We start from the raw sequence: 14905 nt of genomic DNA, 5'->3' as shown, positions 1-14905 counted from the left end.
GAGAACTCTATGACTGTAAAGGTTGCCATCAACGGCTTTGGCCGTATCGGCCGCAACGTCCTGCGCGCGATCGTCGAATCCGGCCGCACGGACATCGAAGTGGTCGCGATCAACGATCTCGGCCCGGTCGAGACCAATGCCCACCTTCTGCGCTACGACTCGATCCACGGCAAGTTCCCGGCGGACGTCAAGGTCGAAGGCGACACGATCATCGTCGCCGGCGGCAAGCCGATCAAGGTAACCGCGGTGCGTGACCCGGCCCAGCTGCCGCACGCCGAAATGGGCGTCGATATCGCGCTCGAATGCACCGGCATCTTCACCGCCCGTGACAAGGCCGCTGCCCACCTGACGGCCGGCGCCAAGCGCGTCATCATCTCGGCTCCCGGCGACAATGCCGACCTCACGGTCGTGTTCGGCGTCAACGACGACCAGCTGACCAAGGACCACCTGGTCATCTCCAACGCATCCTGCACCACGAACTGCCTGGTTCCGGTCGTGAAGGTGCTGAACGACGCCGTCGGCATCGACCACGGCTTCATGACGACGATCCATTCCTACACCGGCGACCAGCCGACCCTCGACACGATGCACAAGGACCTCTACCGCGCCCGTGCAGCGGCTCTGTCGATGATCCCGACCTCGACCGGCGCAGCCAAGGCCGTCGGCCTCGTTCTGCCGGAACTCAAGGGCAAGCTCGACGGCACGTCGATCCGCGTTCCGACCCCGAACGTCTCGGTCGTCGACTTCAACTTCGTCGCCAAGCGCGCCACGACGGTTGCCGAAATCAACGACGCCATCAAGTCTGCCGCCGACGGCAAGCTGAAGGGCATCCTCGGCTACACAGACGAGCCGCTGGTTTCGCGCGACTTCAACCACGACAGCCACTCCTCGATCTTCGCCTTCGACCAGACGAAGGTTCTCGAAGGCACGTTCGTGCGCATCCTGACCTGGTACGACAACGAGTGGGGCTTCTCCAACCGCATGTCGGATACCGCTGTTGCCATGGGCAAGCTGATCTGAAGAAAGCGCGTATGCCGGTTCTCAAGGACCGGTCTTGATGCTCGGGCTTTTAACCCCCTCCCCTTAAAGGAGGGGGTTTTGCGTTATAGGATGTGGACGGGAGAGGTCGCCCGCGCAACAATTCTTCAGGACGCCGTAAACTTCACCGTCACGCCGCGCTGGCGAAAATAGGCCTGCATCAGCTTGCGGCCCTGACGATTGTTCTGCACGATCCGCGCCGGGTCGAACTCAGCTTCCTTCTGGCCAGCCTGGGTCAGCGCTGCCTTGAGGGTTGCGATATGCGTGTCGAGATCGGCATTGTTGGCCTGAAGCGATTCATAAATGCGGTTTGTCGCTTCGGCTACGGTCGGTTCGCTCATGGTATGCTCCAGTCATTGTTTCGCCGGCGCTTAGCACACTTTCTGGCACGACCCAATTGCGATCATGACTGCCGGCGTCAGCAGATACCCCATCCGAGGGATGTTATTTTTCGTGAGGGTGGAAACCACGCAGTATCATTGCACGTATTGGCTTTGGACAGACAAACGCCAGCACCACCTGGAGATACGCCATGTTTCTGCGACGCCAGTTGCTGCTCGCCTCCGCTCTTGCCCTGACCAGCAAGGCAAGGGCGCAATCCGATCCTTGGGCAGAGCTTCGCACCGGCGCGGCTCTGGTGCTGCTTCGCCACGCGATTGCGCCCGGAACCGGCGATCCGGCGAATTTTGCGGTCAATGAGTGCAGCACCCAGCGCAATCTCTCCGCGCAGGGCATCGCTCAGGCGGGCCGTATCGGCACGCTCTTCCGCGAGAATGGCGTGGCGCAGGCGCAGGTCTTTTCCAGCCAGTGGTGCCGCTGCCTCGATACCGCTAAAGGCCTTGGTCTTGGGTCGGTCGAGCCGCAGCCGCTGCTCAACTCGTTTTTCGGCAGTCCCGAAGATGGCAGGCCGCAGACGCAGGCCCTGCGCGCCTGGATGACGGCCCTGCAACCCGGCCGGCCGGTTGTGCTGGTCACCCATCAGGTCAACATAACCGGCCTCACCAACATCGTTCCTGCCAGCGGCGAACTCCTGTTCGTCACGGCAGCGGCTGCCGATCCACTGACCGTGATCGGCAGGGTCGCCGTTGAGTAATAGGAGCGAGCGGCAATGCTTTCCGGCTCCTTGACGCTGCGCTGGGGTCAGCTCTTCGGCGTGTCCGCGACCACGCCTACCTTCGCAACGTACTGACCGACATTGACGCCATCGTAGCCGAGGTCGCTGCCGGTCGGGCCTGCGCCAACGATTCACTTCGCACCGGCGTGCTTTTTCTTCGCCCCCGGCCCTTCTCTTGCCGGATTTGTTCCCGTCTATTTGAATATGCACATCGAATCGCCCGGCCACTGACCGGGATCTGCTCCATGGCTATCTTGCCGCATCGCGGCAGCGGCACAGGATTCGGCAATCGCCGGGCCTGATGGATGGATTTCCGTAAACGGCGGCGAGAGGAAGGACGGGGACTTTGGAGGCTTTCTACATCATCCTGCTGGTCGGCACGGTTCTGGTGTTGGCTGCGGCCTTTTCCAGCCTGCTTGCCTTCCGGTTCGGCGCCCCCCTGCTTCTCGTCTTCCTGTCGATCGGCCTGCTGGCCGGTGTCGATGGTCTTGGCATCCGCTTCGAGAACTACTCCTTCACCTTCATGCTGGGGTCGTTGGCGCTCGCCATCATCCTGTTCGATAGCGGCTTCGGCACCTCGCTCCACTCCTTCCGCATAGCCGCGGTTCCGGCGCTCACGCTCGCGTCCGTCGGCGTGCTCTTGACCGCCGGCGTATTCGGCGTCGCGGCCAAGTATTTCCTGGGCTTCAGCTGGCTCGAAGGCTTCCTGCTCGGGTCGATCGTCGCCTCGACTGACGCAGCCGCGGTGTTCTTCCTGCTGCGCATCGGCGGCATCAACATCCGCGACAAGGTGCGCTCGACGCTCGAAGTGGAATCCGGCACCAACGATCCGATGGCGATCTTCCTGACGATCGCGCTGTCCGAGCTTCTGGCCACCGGCCAGGGCTTCGGCGGCCTCGACCTGCATTTCGCCGTCATGTTCCTCGAGGAAATGGGGCTCGGCGTAATCTTCGGCCTGCTCGGCGGCTTGATGATCGTCTGGGTCCTGAACCGCTTCACCTCCGATCGGGGTCTGGCGCCAATCCTCGTCCTGACGCTTGCCCTGCTCGTGTTCGCCTTTACCGGCGCGATGGGCGGCAGCGGCTTCCTTGCGGTCTATGTGGCCGGCATCTACTCGGGCAATCGCAAGATGTTTGCCAAGCACCAGATCACGCGCTTCAACGAGGGGCTGACGTGGCTGGCGCAGATCATCATGTTCCTGGTGCTCGGCCTGCTCGCGACACCATCCCAGTTCCCGATCCTGCTCGTGCCGGCGATCGGTCTGGCGCTGTTCCTGATTTTCGTCGCCCGCCCGATTGCCGTGTGGATCAGCCTGATGGCCTATGACTTCACGCAGCAGGAAATCGGTTTTCTCTCCTGGGTCGGCCTGCGCGGTGCGGTTTCCATCCTGCTCGCCATCACGCCGATCCTGTCCGGCGCCGAAAACGGGTCCGTCTTTTTCAACGTCACCTTCATCATCGTGCTCGTCTCGCTTCTTCTCCAGGGTTGGACGATCAAGCCGGTGGCGCGGTATCTCGGATTGATCATCCCGCCGCGGATCGGCGCCGTCGACAAGCTGGAACTCGACCTTCCCGGCAAGGCGACCCATGAACTGATCTCTTACCGCGTCCTGAAAGACAGCCCGATCCTGTCCGGCGAACGCATTCCCCGCTGGGCCATGCCGTCGCTGGTGATCCGCGACGGCCGCAGCCTGCGCTACCAGTATGCCGGACGCCTGCGGGAGAACGATCAGGTCTATCTGTTCGTGACGCCGAACTACACGAAACTGCTCGATCGGCTGTTTGCGAGCCGCGTGCCTGTCGATGATGACGATGCCGAGTTCTTCGGCGCCTTCGCCATCTCGCCGACACGGCCCGCAACCGAACTGGACCTCGCCTATGGTCCGGGCCTGCTCTCGGCAACCGAGCAGGCAATGACGATCGGCGAACTGATGCATTCCCGGCTGGGCGGCAAGACGGAATATGCCGACCGCATGCGTTTCGGCTCGATTGTGCTGATCGTCCGGGAAACCGACGAGCTGGATCATGTCACCAAGGTCGGCGTTTCGCTGGAGCCGGTGGAGCCTGCCACTAAGCTGCCGATCTTCATCAACATGCGCGAGATCGCCCACCGCATCCGCGACCAGATCCGCAAGTATCGCGGCAAACCGGTCCCCGGCCGCCCCTCCGCCTGAACGTCGGACGGCCTCTCGACGACGGCGCCCAGGTCATTTCGTTGAACCGACAGCCTTGCGCCGTCGGACAAGAATAGTATGGTCCCGCCACCCTTTATCAAGCAACGGGATCAGTACCATGCCGGCCTTCAAGACCCTCGACGACCTCACCGATATCGCAGGTAAGCGCATTCTCGTCCGCGTCGACCTCAACGTTCCCGTGAGCGACGGCAAGGTGACGGACGCAACCCGTATCGAGCGCGTTGCGCCGACGATCACGGAACTGTCGAAGAAGGGCGCCAAGGTCATTCTGCTTGCCCATTTCGGCCGCCCCAAGGGCGAACCGGTCGCCGACATGTCGCTGTCGCAGATCGTCATGGCCGTCAATCAGGTGCTCGGTCAGAAGATCCTCTTCGCATCCGACTGCATCGGCCCTGAAGCCGAAGATGCGGTTGCCTCGATGAAGAACGGCGATGTCCTGCTTCTCGAAAACACCCGCTTCCACACGGGCGAGGAAAAGAACGACAGCGGCTTTACCGAAGAACTGGCGAAGAACGGCGACATCTATGTCAACGACGCCTTCTCGGCCGCACACCGTGCCCATGCCTCCACGGAAGGTCTTGCCCACCGCCTGCCCGCCTATGCCGGCCGCACCATGCAGGCTGAACTTGAAGCACTGGAAAAGGGCCTCGGCGAGCCTGCCCGCCCGGTCGTTGCCATCGTCGGCGGCGCCAAAGTGTCGAGCAAGATCGATCTGCTGCAGAACCTGGTCAAGAAGGTGGACGCGCTGGTGATCGGCGGCGGCATGGCGAACACGTTCATTGCCGCACAAGGCATCGATGTCGGCAAGTCGCTTTGCGAGCATGACCTTGCAGACACTGCCCGCGCCATCATGGCGGAAGCAGAAGCGTCCGGCTGCACCATCGTGCTGCCAAGTGACGGCGTCGTTGCCCGCGAATTCAAGGCGAATGCCGCAAACGAAACCGTCGCGATCGATGCGATCCCGTCCGACGCGATGATGCTCGACGTCGGCCCGAAATCCGTCGAAGCCGTCAACGAATGGATCGGCAAGGCCTCGACGCTGGTCTGGAACGGCCCGCTCGGCGCCTTCGAGATCACCCCGTTCGACACAGCGACCGTCTCCGCTGCAAAATTTGCAGCCGCTGAGACGAAGGCCGGCAGGCTGGTTTCAGTCGCCGGTGGCGGCGATACGGTGGCAGCACTCAACCATGCAGGCGTGGCCGACGATTTCTCCTACGTCTCGACCGCTGGCGGCGCCTTCCTGGAATGGATGGAAGGCAAGGAACTGCCCGGCGTTTCGGTTCTGACAAAGGCCTGATCGGCCAGCGTTCGGAGAATGCCTCCTGGTGGGTCAGAGGCGCGGGACATAGGCTTCCGTGCCCGATCGGCAAGGCGAATTTAAAGAAATTCAATATTTTAAACGATTGAAACGATTTCAATCGTTTCAATGGCTTAGAGCATCATTTCCCTTTAAAAGAACTTCTGTTATCGGCGGGAGAGAACTTCGGATATGCTCTTCAATATCGGGCTCTCCGAAGATTGAATGGGCACACGCGCGCAACGCGCCATTGTGAGGGATAGGAGCGATTATGGTAGACGCGAAGATGTTGGACAAAGTCAGGTCGGCGCCCGGTTTCATTGCGGCGCTTGATCAGAGCGGTGGTTCGACACCCAAAGCGCTGCTGCTCTACGGCATTGCCGAAACCGAATACCAGGGCGATGAAGAGATGTTCCGCCTGATGCACGCCATGCGCGCCCGCATCATGAAGGCACCGGCCTTTACAGGCGACAAGGTCGTCGGCGCCATCCTGTTCGAGCGCACCATGGATGGCGATGTCGATGGCGAACCTGTTCCCTCCTACCTCTGGGAAAAGCGCGGCGTCGTCCCTTTCCTGAAGATCGACAAGGGCCTTGCTGCCGAAGAAAACGGCGTGCAGATGATGAAGCCGATGCCCGATCTCGACGCTCTCCTGATCCGCGGCCGCGAAAAGGGAATTTTCGGTACAAAGATGCGCTCGGTGATTGCCTCAGCCGACAAGGCCGGCATCGCTGACGTCGTGCAGCAGCAGTTCGAAGTCGCGCGCCAGATCATCGCACAGGGCCTCGTTCCGATCATCGAACCGGAGATCCTCATTAACAGCCCGACCAAGGCTGAAGCTGAGACCATCCTGCGCGACGAGATCGCCCAGCAGCTCGACACGCTCGGTCCGGGCGAAGACGTGATGCTGAAGGTAACGATCCCAACGGTCGCCGATTTCTATGCGGATCTCGCCGCTCACAAGTCGGTCGTTCGCCTCGTTGCCCTGTCGGGCGGCTACAGCCGCGTTGATGCCTGCGAGAAGCTCAGCCACAACCGCAACATGATCGCGAGCTTTTCGCGTGCGCTGACCGAAAACCTGCGCGTCTCGATGAGCGATGCAGATTTCGACGCAAGCCTGGCTGAAACCATCGACGGGATCTATTCCGCGAGCGTCAACAAGGCCTGATGCTCTAACCCTGATGCTGCGGCATCGGGAACACGAACCTGGAAAAGGCCGCCTCAGCTTTAATAGCTCTGGCCCTTTTCATGGGAGGAAGAGGCCGCACCGGGGGGTGCGGCCTTTCTCGTTTCCAGACCCTGCCCAGACAATCAGGATTGATGTCTTCCATCAAAACCATTGTCTGGTGATGGGAGATCGCAGGCTCTAGAAGTGGGGCCTCAACTGGGGAGCCTGTCCATGCCTGTTGCCGATTTCGTCACCGTCGATGTCTTTACCGACCAGCGCTTCTTCGGCAATCCGCTTGCGGTCATCACAGACGCCCGCGGCCTTTCGGGCGATGAGATGCAGGCGATCGCAACGGAGTTCGGCTATTCCGAAACCACGTTCGTGCTCCCACCGGACAATCCAGCCAACACGGCGCGCGTGCGCATCTTCACGCCGACGACAGAGGTTCCCTTTGCCGGCCATCCGAATGTCGGAACTGCCTTCGTCCTTGGAAACCTGCCCGACCTGTTCGGCAACGCTTTAGGCAACACGCTCCGCTTCGAGGAAATCGCCGGACTGGTCGAGATCGACCTGATCCGGAAGGGCGATGTGGTTGTCGGCGCAACCATCCGGGCACCGCGGCCACTCGAACTGGGCGCCGAGATCGAACCTGAACGTATCGCCGACTGCGCATCCATCGGCGTCGAGCATGTCGTCACGCACAATCACGCACCCGTCTTCGCATCGGTCGGCCTGCCATTCGCAGTTGCTGAGTTGGACGGCCTGCAGGCGCTCGCCGCGGCCAGGCCGGATCTCACGTCATTCCATCGCGCGGCCGAGATCAGCCCGGGCGATCAGATGGAGTTTTCGCTGTTTCTCTATGTCCGTGATGCCAAGGATCCCCTGCATATCCGTGCCCGCATGTTCGCACCGCTCGACAATGTGCCGGAAGACCCGGCAACGGGTAGCGCGTCTGCAGCGCTCGGCGCGTTCCTTGCGATGCTTGACCCTAAAACCGACGCCGATATCCGCATGACCGTCGAACAGGGTGTGGAGATGGGCCGCCGCAGCGTGATCGAGCTCGCCATGGTCAAAAGACAGGGTCGCGTCACCGATGTGCGGATCAGCGGAAGCTGCGTGAAGGTGATGAGCGGCCGGATCGAGCTGTAATCAGCCGACGAACTCGCGCAGCAGCAGTGCCACGGACCAGAGCGCGAAGGCGACCAGCGCCAGCTTCCAGAAATCCATCCGGCGCCTGAGGCCCGGGAGGTTCAATGGCTTGATGATCTGCACGACCATGGCCAGCATCAACAGGACGGAGATTGTTTTTGTCATCTGTCTTTCGTCACTGTTTCAAAGGCTCGCCACAGGCTGGACATTTTTGCTCTCCACCACAGTTAGACCGGGAGGAGAATCGGGGTCTGTTGCGTCATGATCTCTGATCTGCCTTACCTTCGTTAACGTCCTGTGCCGGTCTGCGCAACATCGCTCCGGCACGGCAGGGCGGATCACCGACCACGAAGAGAGCTGACAGTATAGACGATGAGCCGTAATCTCCTTCCCGTTCTCGCCCTCCTCACTGGTACGCTCTTTCTGTTCCTCGGCAATGGCCTGCAGGGTCTTTTGTTGCCGGTGCGCGGTTCGATCGAAGGTTACTCGAACGAGGTTCTCGGCCTGCTCGGCACAACCTGGGCCTCAGGCTTCGTCATCGGTTGCTTCGTGGCACCGAATGTCGTGCGCCGCATCGGGCACGTTCGCGCTTTCTCCGGCTTCCTGGCCCTGATCTGCCTCAACGTGCTTATGACCGGCCTGCTGGTCGATGACGTCGCGTGGCTCATCCTGCGGGCAATCACCGGCTTTTGCACTGCCGGTACGTCGATGATCATCGAAAGCTGGCTCAACGAACGTGCCACACCGGAAAACCGGGGCACGATCTTTTCCTTCTATATCTCCATCACCCTGTTCGGCGTTGTCGGTGGCCAGTTGATGGTGCCGTTTGCCGATGTGACGCTGCCGACGCTGTTCATGGTCTGCGGCATCCTCTACTCGATCGCCGCCCTGCCGACGACGCTGTCCAAGGCTGCGTCACCACAACCGCTGAAACGCGCGCGGCTGGATCTCAAGGGACTGTTTCGAAACTCGCCGATCTCCTGCGTAGGCATTCTCTTGGTCGGCATCGCCAACGGCGCCTATGGCACGCTCGGCGCCGTGTTCGCGACCAAGGTCGGCCTCGACAAGGGATCGGTCGCCGCAATGGTATCGATCACCATCTTTGCCGGCGCGATCATGCAGTTTCCGGCGGGCCGGTTGTCGGACAGGCTGGACCGCCGTCATGTCCTTGCAGTCCTCTCCGGCGTCAGTGCGCTGGCAGGCCTTGCCGTTGTGCTGGTTGCGCCGACCAACGTCTACACGATCGTTATCCTCGTCGCGACCTACGGCGCCGCCGCGAACGCGCTCTACCCGATCGCCGTTGCCCATGCCAACGACTTCGCCCAGCCCGAGGACTTCGTAAAGGTCTCCGGCGGCCTGTTGCTTCTTTACGGCATCGGGACGATCATCGGCCCGACGCTCGGAGGTCCTGTCATGACCTGGGCCGGCCCGCACGCTCTGTTTGGCGTCACGGCTGTCGCCCATCTGATGATCACCGTCTATGCGATCGTCCGAAGCCGGCAGCGCGCACCCGTCCCTGCCGGCGAACGCGACGCCTACACGACGGTGACTGGAACCAACGGACCACTCGCGACACCCGAGGGCCTCTCGCTCGATCCGCGCGCAAGACCCAAGGATGCAGCCGCGCCTGAACAGCAGACGACGCCATAACGGCCAAGGAGGCTTGAAATGTCATTTCTCGACGACGACCGCCCGAAGAAACCCGCAGCTCACGAGATCGGCGCCGACCTATCGCTGCTCTCTGCGGACGAACTGCAGATGCGCATCAACATCCTGCAGAAAGAGATCGCGAGACTGGAAGCAGAGAAGGCGAGGAAGGCTGAGGGTCGCAAGGCCGCTGACAGCTTTTTCCGGACCTGATGTGCCGGACTAAGAATAAACCGCAAAACCACGACCAATCTTAAGCAAACATTAATCATTAACAGAGAATATAGCGATGTTCGGTTCTGCCGGACTCAGACAGTTTCACCGCTCGGCGAATGGTCTGATTTCTCCCTGTTTTACCTTGAGAGCCGCTTTTGCGGCTCTTTTTTTGGCTGTCGGTCTGTACAGGCTCACGCAGCCATCAAAAACCCGTTCCCAAGGCCATTTTCAGGGGACTTGCGCTTTCGCAAGATCTGTTTCATTTCAAGAAGATCGAGGGCGTTTACCGGTTCCTGTGGGTATTAACCTTTCATTAAGAAACGCCTTGCGGATTTTCAGTATAAGGATCATGTTCACTTCATTCAGCGGGCCAGATGGAACTTTTTGAGCCACTTCGCCATTGCCTGAGTAAGAAAGCATTAGCAGGAATGAATTCGATGTCCGAGCAGGGATTGAACACAGTGAGTTTTGCGGGCCGCGCCGCAAGCTCTGCCCAGTTCAAGTCACTATACTCCGAAGGCATGGCTCTTGTTGAAGAGACAGCAAGCTATCTGGACGGTCAGGGTCGTGCTGCATCCAAGGTTCTGCCGCGCATGGCCTCGGTTCTGTATGCAGCTGAATCCATGCGTCTGACGACTCGCCTGATGCAGATGGCATCGTGGCTTCTGCTCCAGCGTGCCGTCAACAACGGCGAGATGAGCCGCGATCAGGTTCTTTCGGAAAAGAGCAAGGTGCGTCTCGACGGCTTCAATGTCGATCGCAATGCTCCGGGCTGGCTCGATCTGCCGGAAAGTTTCCGTGATCTTGTCGAACGCTCGCTTCGTTTGCAGAACCGCGTCGCTCTTCTGGACCGCGAAATCTATCGCGCCCCGGAAGCCGTTGTCATCTCCGACAACGAAAACAGTGTCCGCGCCCAGCAGAACCTGCTTCACACCGCATTTGGTGGCTGAGATCTGAACGTCGACAGTCCAAAGGCAGGCATTGGGCCTGCCTTTTTGCGTTTGGGACTATGCAGATAGCGACGCCAGATAGGCGTTGACACTGTCACGACAGTCCAGCCGGTGTTTCGGGCCCTCGAAGGCGCTGAACATCCGGTCATGCGCCTCGAATGAATTCCAGTTGTTGTGTCGGAAGCGATAGCCCGCCACCCAATGGAGTAGCTCTTCGAAGGACGCAACGCTTCCCCCACCCTGAAGACCGCGATGGCGAATGTTTTCGAGGCAGACGTCGTCGGCGATGTCGAGGAAAATCAGCGTCGTTGCCCGGGTGATGGCGAGACTGGCAAGCCGGCCATAGACGCCCTCGATCAGCCAGACATCCTGTGCTGCAATCCGGCGAACGTCGTCGTCAACGACCTGCCTATCACGGGCGATGCCGTAACGCCCCGGCTCCCAGTGGACGTCGTCCAGATGAATCGGGTGATGGCCGAGCGCCTCCCCCATCCTTGTCGCAAGCCACGTCTTACCCGATCCGCCATTGCCGAAGATGAGCACGCGGCAGAGCGGAAGCGGTAGCTTGGACAGACAGTTGGCCTTCTCCTCCATGCCTTTTAGAAAAACAAAAAAGCCCGGCTTTCGCCAGGCTTCTTTTGTCAAAATGCAAAAAGCGATTAGAGGCCGAGACCGCCGAAACGCTTGTTGAACTTGGAAACGCGGCCACCGCGGTCCAGCATCTGCTGGTTGCCGCCGGTCCAGGCCGGGTGCGACGTCGGGTCGATTTCGAGGTTCATGGTGGCGCCTTCGGTGCCCCATGTCGAGAACGTCTCGTATTCGGTACCGTCGGTCATGACGACCTTGATCTTGTGGTAGTCGGGATGGATGCCAGCCTTCATGTCGATATTCCTGCTCTGCGAGGTCCGTTCGTCGCATTGCGCGAGCAAGAACCGTCTTTAATGAATGAAGCCGCAAACCGGCGCGGTCACGGCTTCCCAATTGGATGCGGAGCCTATACAGGAAGGGCGCCGCAAGTACAAGTCCCCGAAAGGCTGAGATTCCGCTGCCCGGGGGCCATGGAGACGACATGGCCGAAAGCCGAGAAAATCAGAAGAAAAACCGCAGTCTCAAGCCGCTTTCCCGACTGCTCCCCTATCTTTCCCGCTATCGAGCCATGGTCGCCGGCGCGACTTTTTTTCTCGTCCTTGCCGCCTGCACCACACTTGCGCTGCCGCTGGCCGTCCGCCGCATGGTGGATCATGGATTCGCGTCATCTGACGGGCATTTCATCAACAACTATTTCGTGATGCTGTTCGTTCTGGCGGTGCTTCTCGCGATCGCAAGCGGCATGCGCTACTATTATGTGATCACCATCGGCGAGCGCGTGGTGGCGGATCTTCGCCGTGAGGTCTTTTCGCATGTGACGCGTTTGTCTGCTTCCTTCTTCGACGTCAACCAGTCCGGCGAGATCGTCTCGCGACTGACCGCCGATACGACCCAGATCAAGTCCGCCTTTGGTTCTGCCGCATCGCAGGCCCTGCGCAACACCATCCTCTGTCTCGGAGCGATGGGCATGATGGTCTATACGAGCCCTAAACTCTCGGCTCTGGCGCTTGGCGCCATCCCGCTGATCGTGTTCCCCCTCGTTGGCTTCGGCCGCTCGGTGCGCCGCCGGTCGCGCGCCGCACAGGACATGCTGGCCGCGACCTCCGCCTATGCAGCCGAGACGATCGGCGCCACACGCACCGTTCAGGCCTTCACCGGCGAGGCTGTCGCCACCTCGCGCTACAGCGACACGGTCGAGAATGCATTTGAAGCCGCCCGCAAGTCGATCCGCGCCCGCGCGCTTCTGACCGGCTTCGGCATCGTGCTGATCTTCGGATCGATCGTCGGCGTCCTCTGGTACGGCGCCCAGAGCGTGCTTGCCGGCACGATGACACCGGGCACGCTCGGCCAGTTCGTGCTTTATTCGGTGATTGCGGCAAGCTCGCTCGGCACACTGTCGGAAGTCTGGGGCGAGCTGTCTTCTGCAGGCGGCGCCGCCGAACGGCTGTCCGAACTGCTTGATGAAGTTTCTGCCGTCCGTGATCCGGAACACCCGAAAGCCCTCCCCTCACCCCCGCGCGGCGATGTCGCGTTCGACAGCGTCTCCTTCGCCTATCCGGCCCGCGTCAGCGCCATCACGCTCAATGCGCTTTCCCTGCATGTGGCGCCCGGAGAAACTGTCGCCATCGTCGGTCCCTCCGGTGCCGGCAAGAGCACGATCTTTTCGCTGCTGCTGCGCTTCTACGATCCGACGGCCGGATCGATCCGGCTCGACGGCGTCGACCTCCGCCATGCGACCCTTGAAGACATCCGCTCACGGCTTGCGATCGTACCGCAGGACGTGACGATCTTTGCAGCCTCCATCCACGACAACATCGCCTTCGGCGTACCAGACGCGACACGCGAGGCCGTGCGTGCAGCAGCAATCGCTGCCCAAGCAGACGAGTTCATCGCGAAGCTCGACAACGGCTATGACACGCTCGCCGGCGAACGCGGCATCACCCTGTCCGGCGGCCAGCGCCAGCGGATCGCCATCGCCCGCGCCATCCTGAAGGATGCTCCGGTCCTGCTGCTCGACGAAGCCACCTCGGCGCTCGATGCGGAAAGCGAAACACTGGTGCAAAAGGCGCTCGACGGTCTCATGCGCAACCGCACCACGCTCGTCATCGCCCATCGCCTTGCGACGGTGTTGAAAGCCGATCGTATCCTCGTCCTGGAAGGCGGTCGCGTCGTCGAGGAAGGCACGCACCAGAGCCTGGTGGCGGCTGGCGGTCTCTATGCGAAGCTCGCGCGGCTGCAATTCCATGATCTCGAGCAAACTTCCGTCAGCGCGATCTGATGGACGCGACCCCCATCATCTCCGCAGATCTGGATAGTCTGCTCGATGACGTTCAGCAGCGCACCTTCCGGTATTTCTGGGATGGTGCTCATGCGCAGAGCGGTCTCCCCTACGACAAATGCCTTCTCGACGGCACGCCCGGCATCGATGCGATCTCGATCAGCGGCACGGGCTTTGGTCTGATGGCAATCCTGGTTGCCTGCGAACGCGGTTGGATCACCAGCGACGAGGCGCTGGTTCGCATCACCACGATTGTCGAGAGCCTCGAACTGGCACCGCGCTACCACGGCGCGTTCTCTCACTTCATCAATCCCGCTACCAGCGCAATGATCCCGTTTTCGGCGCTGGATGATGGGGGCGACATCGTCGAAACGACGCTTCTCCTTCAGGGCCTGATCTGCGCCCGGGAATATTTCGCGGCAGAGACCATTTCCGAAAAATCGCTGCGCACCGCGATCACCCGGCTGTTCGACGAGGTCGAGTGGACCTGGTACACCCGCGGCAAGACCGACGGCCCGATCTACTGGCACTGGAGCCCAATCAACGAATGGGCGATGAACCTGCCGATCACCGGCTGGAACGAGGCGCTTTCAACCTATGTCTTTGCCGCCGGCTCGGACACGTTTCCGATCGATCCGCAGAACTATCACTGCGGCTGGGCACGCAACGGCGCCATGAAGAACGGCGAGGAATATTTCGGCATACAGCTGCCGCTGGGCGAACCCATGGGCGGGCCGCTGTTCCTGTCGCAATATTCCTTCTGTGCGCTCAATCCACGCGGCCTGTCCGATCGCTACGCCGATTACTGGCGCCAAGCTGTCGCGCATTCACGGATCAATCGCGCCTATTGCCTGACCGTGCCGGAATATGCCGCAGCCGGCGTCTGGGGGCTGACGGCATCGGAAGCCCAGGCCGGCTACGCCGCCAATTCGCCGCTGGTCGATTTCGGCGCGATTGCACCGTCTGCAGCACTGTCGAGCTTTCCCTTCGTGCCCGGCCATGCGGAAGAAGCCTTGCGCGCCCTCCTTGCCTATGAGAACGGACGGCTGGTCAATCGCTTCGGCTTCGCCGACGCGATTGCGCCAAAGACGGGCTGGGTCGCGTCGACCTACATCGCCATCGACCAGGGGCCGATCGTCGCGATGATCGAGAACCATCGCTCGGGTCTGTTGTGGAAACTGTTCATGGGCGCCCCGGAAGTGCGCCGCGGCCTCGACCGCCTCGGCTTCCGCTATCCGGCCTTCTCCGCCTGAGGCGAGAGCGCCG

The 14905-nt window shown here is 61.1% G+C and carries 15 protein-coding genes; 11 read left to right on the top strand and 4 right to left on the bottom strand.

The genetic code is table 11. The annotated features are described in order from the left end of the window. Positions 1 to 9: 9 nt before the first annotated feature. A complete protein-coding gene (gap, locus tag ACQY1L_RS02300) occupies positions 10 to 1020 on the top strand; it encodes a type I glyceraldehyde-3-phosphate dehydrogenase (protein ID WP_062460824.1) in 1011 nt (336 codons plus the stop codon). Positions 1021 to 1145: 125 nt separating this feature from the next. Here gap and ACQY1L_RS02295 read toward each other — a convergent pair whose 3' ends face one another. Beyond that, positions 1146 to 1379, bottom strand: coding sequence for a hypothetical protein (locus ACQY1L_RS02295; protein ID WP_092659879.1), 234 nt, complete (start codon positions 1377 to 1379; stop codon positions 1146 to 1148). Between the two features lie 191 nt (positions 1380 to 1570). Here ACQY1L_RS02295 and ACQY1L_RS02290 point away from each other — a divergent pair, with 191 nt between their 5' ends. From ACQY1L_RS02290 to ACQY1L_RS02270, 5 genes are all read left to right on the top strand, one after another. Beyond that, a complete protein-coding gene (locus ACQY1L_RS02290; RefSeq protein ID WP_430242461.1) occupies positions 1571 to 2131 on the top strand; it encodes a histidine phosphatase family protein in 561 nt (186 codons plus the stop codon). Between the two features lie 367 nt (positions 2132 to 2498). Then, positions 2499 to 4325 carry a potassium/proton antiporter gene (locus tag ACQY1L_RS02285; RefSeq protein WP_430242458.1) on the top strand — a complete coding sequence of 609 codons (1827 nt, stop codon included), beginning with the start codon at positions 2499 to 2501 and terminating at the stop codon, positions 4323 to 4325. Positions 4326 to 4443: 118 nt separating this feature from the next. Next, positions 4444 to 5643, top strand: coding sequence for a phosphoglycerate kinase (locus ACQY1L_RS02280; protein ID WP_430242456.1), 1200 nt, complete (start codon positions 4444 to 4446; stop codon positions 5641 to 5643). A gap of 271 nt (positions 5644 to 5914) precedes the next feature. Then, complete coding sequence (locus tag ACQY1L_RS02275; protein ID WP_430242454.1) at positions 5915 to 6811, top strand: fructose bisphosphate aldolase; 897 nt, start codon at positions 5915 to 5917, stop codon at positions 6809 to 6811. Between the two features lie 231 nt (positions 6812 to 7042). Continuing rightward, complete coding sequence (locus ACQY1L_RS02270; protein WP_113109777.1) at positions 7043 to 7960, top strand: PhzF family phenazine biosynthesis protein; 918 nt, start codon at positions 7043 to 7045, stop codon at positions 7958 to 7960. On the opposite strand, the gene ACQY1L_RS02265 is transcribed toward ACQY1L_RS02270, so the two are convergent. After that, on the bottom strand, positions 7961 to 8125 hold the full coding sequence (locus tag ACQY1L_RS02265) for a hypothetical protein (RefSeq protein ID WP_092659869.1): 165 nt from the start codon (positions 8123 to 8125) through the stop codon (positions 7961 to 7963). A 207-nt stretch (positions 8126 to 8332) separates the two neighbouring features. Here ACQY1L_RS02265 and ACQY1L_RS02260 point away from each other — a divergent pair, with 207 nt between their 5' ends. The 3 genes from ACQY1L_RS02260 to ACQY1L_RS02250 all read left to right on the top strand — a co-directional run bounded on the left by ACQY1L_RS02260 (position 8333) and on the right by ACQY1L_RS02250 (position 10773). Continuing rightward, entirely contained in the window at positions 8333 to 9610 is a 1278-nt protein-coding gene (locus ACQY1L_RS02260; RefSeq protein ID WP_062460840.1) for an MFS transporter, read from the top strand. A gap of 18 nt (positions 9611 to 9628) precedes the next feature. Next, entirely contained in the window at positions 9629 to 9820 is a 192-nt protein-coding gene (locus ACQY1L_RS02255) for a DUF1192 domain-containing protein (RefSeq protein ID WP_430242451.1), read from the top strand. Between the two features lie 440 nt (positions 9821 to 10260). Further along, the gene (locus ACQY1L_RS02250; RefSeq protein ID WP_062461855.1) at positions 10261 to 10773 is read left to right on the top strand and encodes a DUF1465 family protein; all 513 of its coding nucleotides are present in this window, start codon (positions 10261 to 10263) and stop codon (positions 10771 to 10773) included. 57 nt (positions 10774 to 10830) lie between these two features. Here the strand turns inward: ACQY1L_RS02250 and ACQY1L_RS02245 are convergent, their stop codons facing one another. Together ACQY1L_RS02245 and rpmE are read right to left on the bottom strand one after the other, a co-directional pair. Further along, a complete protein-coding gene (locus ACQY1L_RS02245; RefSeq protein ID WP_430242449.1) occupies positions 10831 to 11367 on the bottom strand; it encodes an AAA family ATPase in 537 nt (178 codons plus the stop codon). A gap of 65 nt (positions 11368 to 11432) precedes the next feature. After that, entirely contained in the window at positions 11433 to 11654 is a 222-nt protein-coding gene (gene rpmE / locus ACQY1L_RS02240; RefSeq protein WP_062460846.1) for a 50S ribosomal protein L31, read from the bottom strand. Positions 11655 to 11842: 188 nt separating this feature from the next. Between rpmE and ACQY1L_RS02235 the strand changes: the two genes are divergently transcribed. Together ACQY1L_RS02235 and ACQY1L_RS02230 are read left to right on the top strand one after the other, a co-directional pair. Continuing rightward, positions 11843 to 13639: an ABC transporter transmembrane domain-containing protein gene (locus ACQY1L_RS02235; RefSeq protein WP_430261942.1), complete on the top strand. Its 1797-nt coding sequence runs from the start codon at positions 11843 to 11845 to the stop codon at positions 13637 to 13639. Then, positions 13639 to 14892, top strand: coding sequence for a glucoamylase family protein (locus ACQY1L_RS02230; protein WP_430242447.1), 1254 nt, complete (start codon positions 13639 to 13641; stop codon positions 14890 to 14892). The genes ACQY1L_RS02235 and ACQY1L_RS02230 overlap by 1 nt, the downstream gene beginning before the upstream one ends. The last annotated feature ends 13 nt before the right edge of the window (positions 14893 to 14905 follow it).

It is taken from the genome of Neorhizobium sp. DAR64862/K0K3, assembly GCF_050500185.1.
GTDB classification, from domain to species: domain Bacteria; phylum Pseudomonadota; class Alphaproteobacteria; order Rhizobiales; family Rhizobiaceae; genus Neorhizobium; species Neorhizobium soli.
Note: the sequence above shows the minus strand (reverse complement) of the source record. Positions and strands in the feature narration are given on the sequence as shown.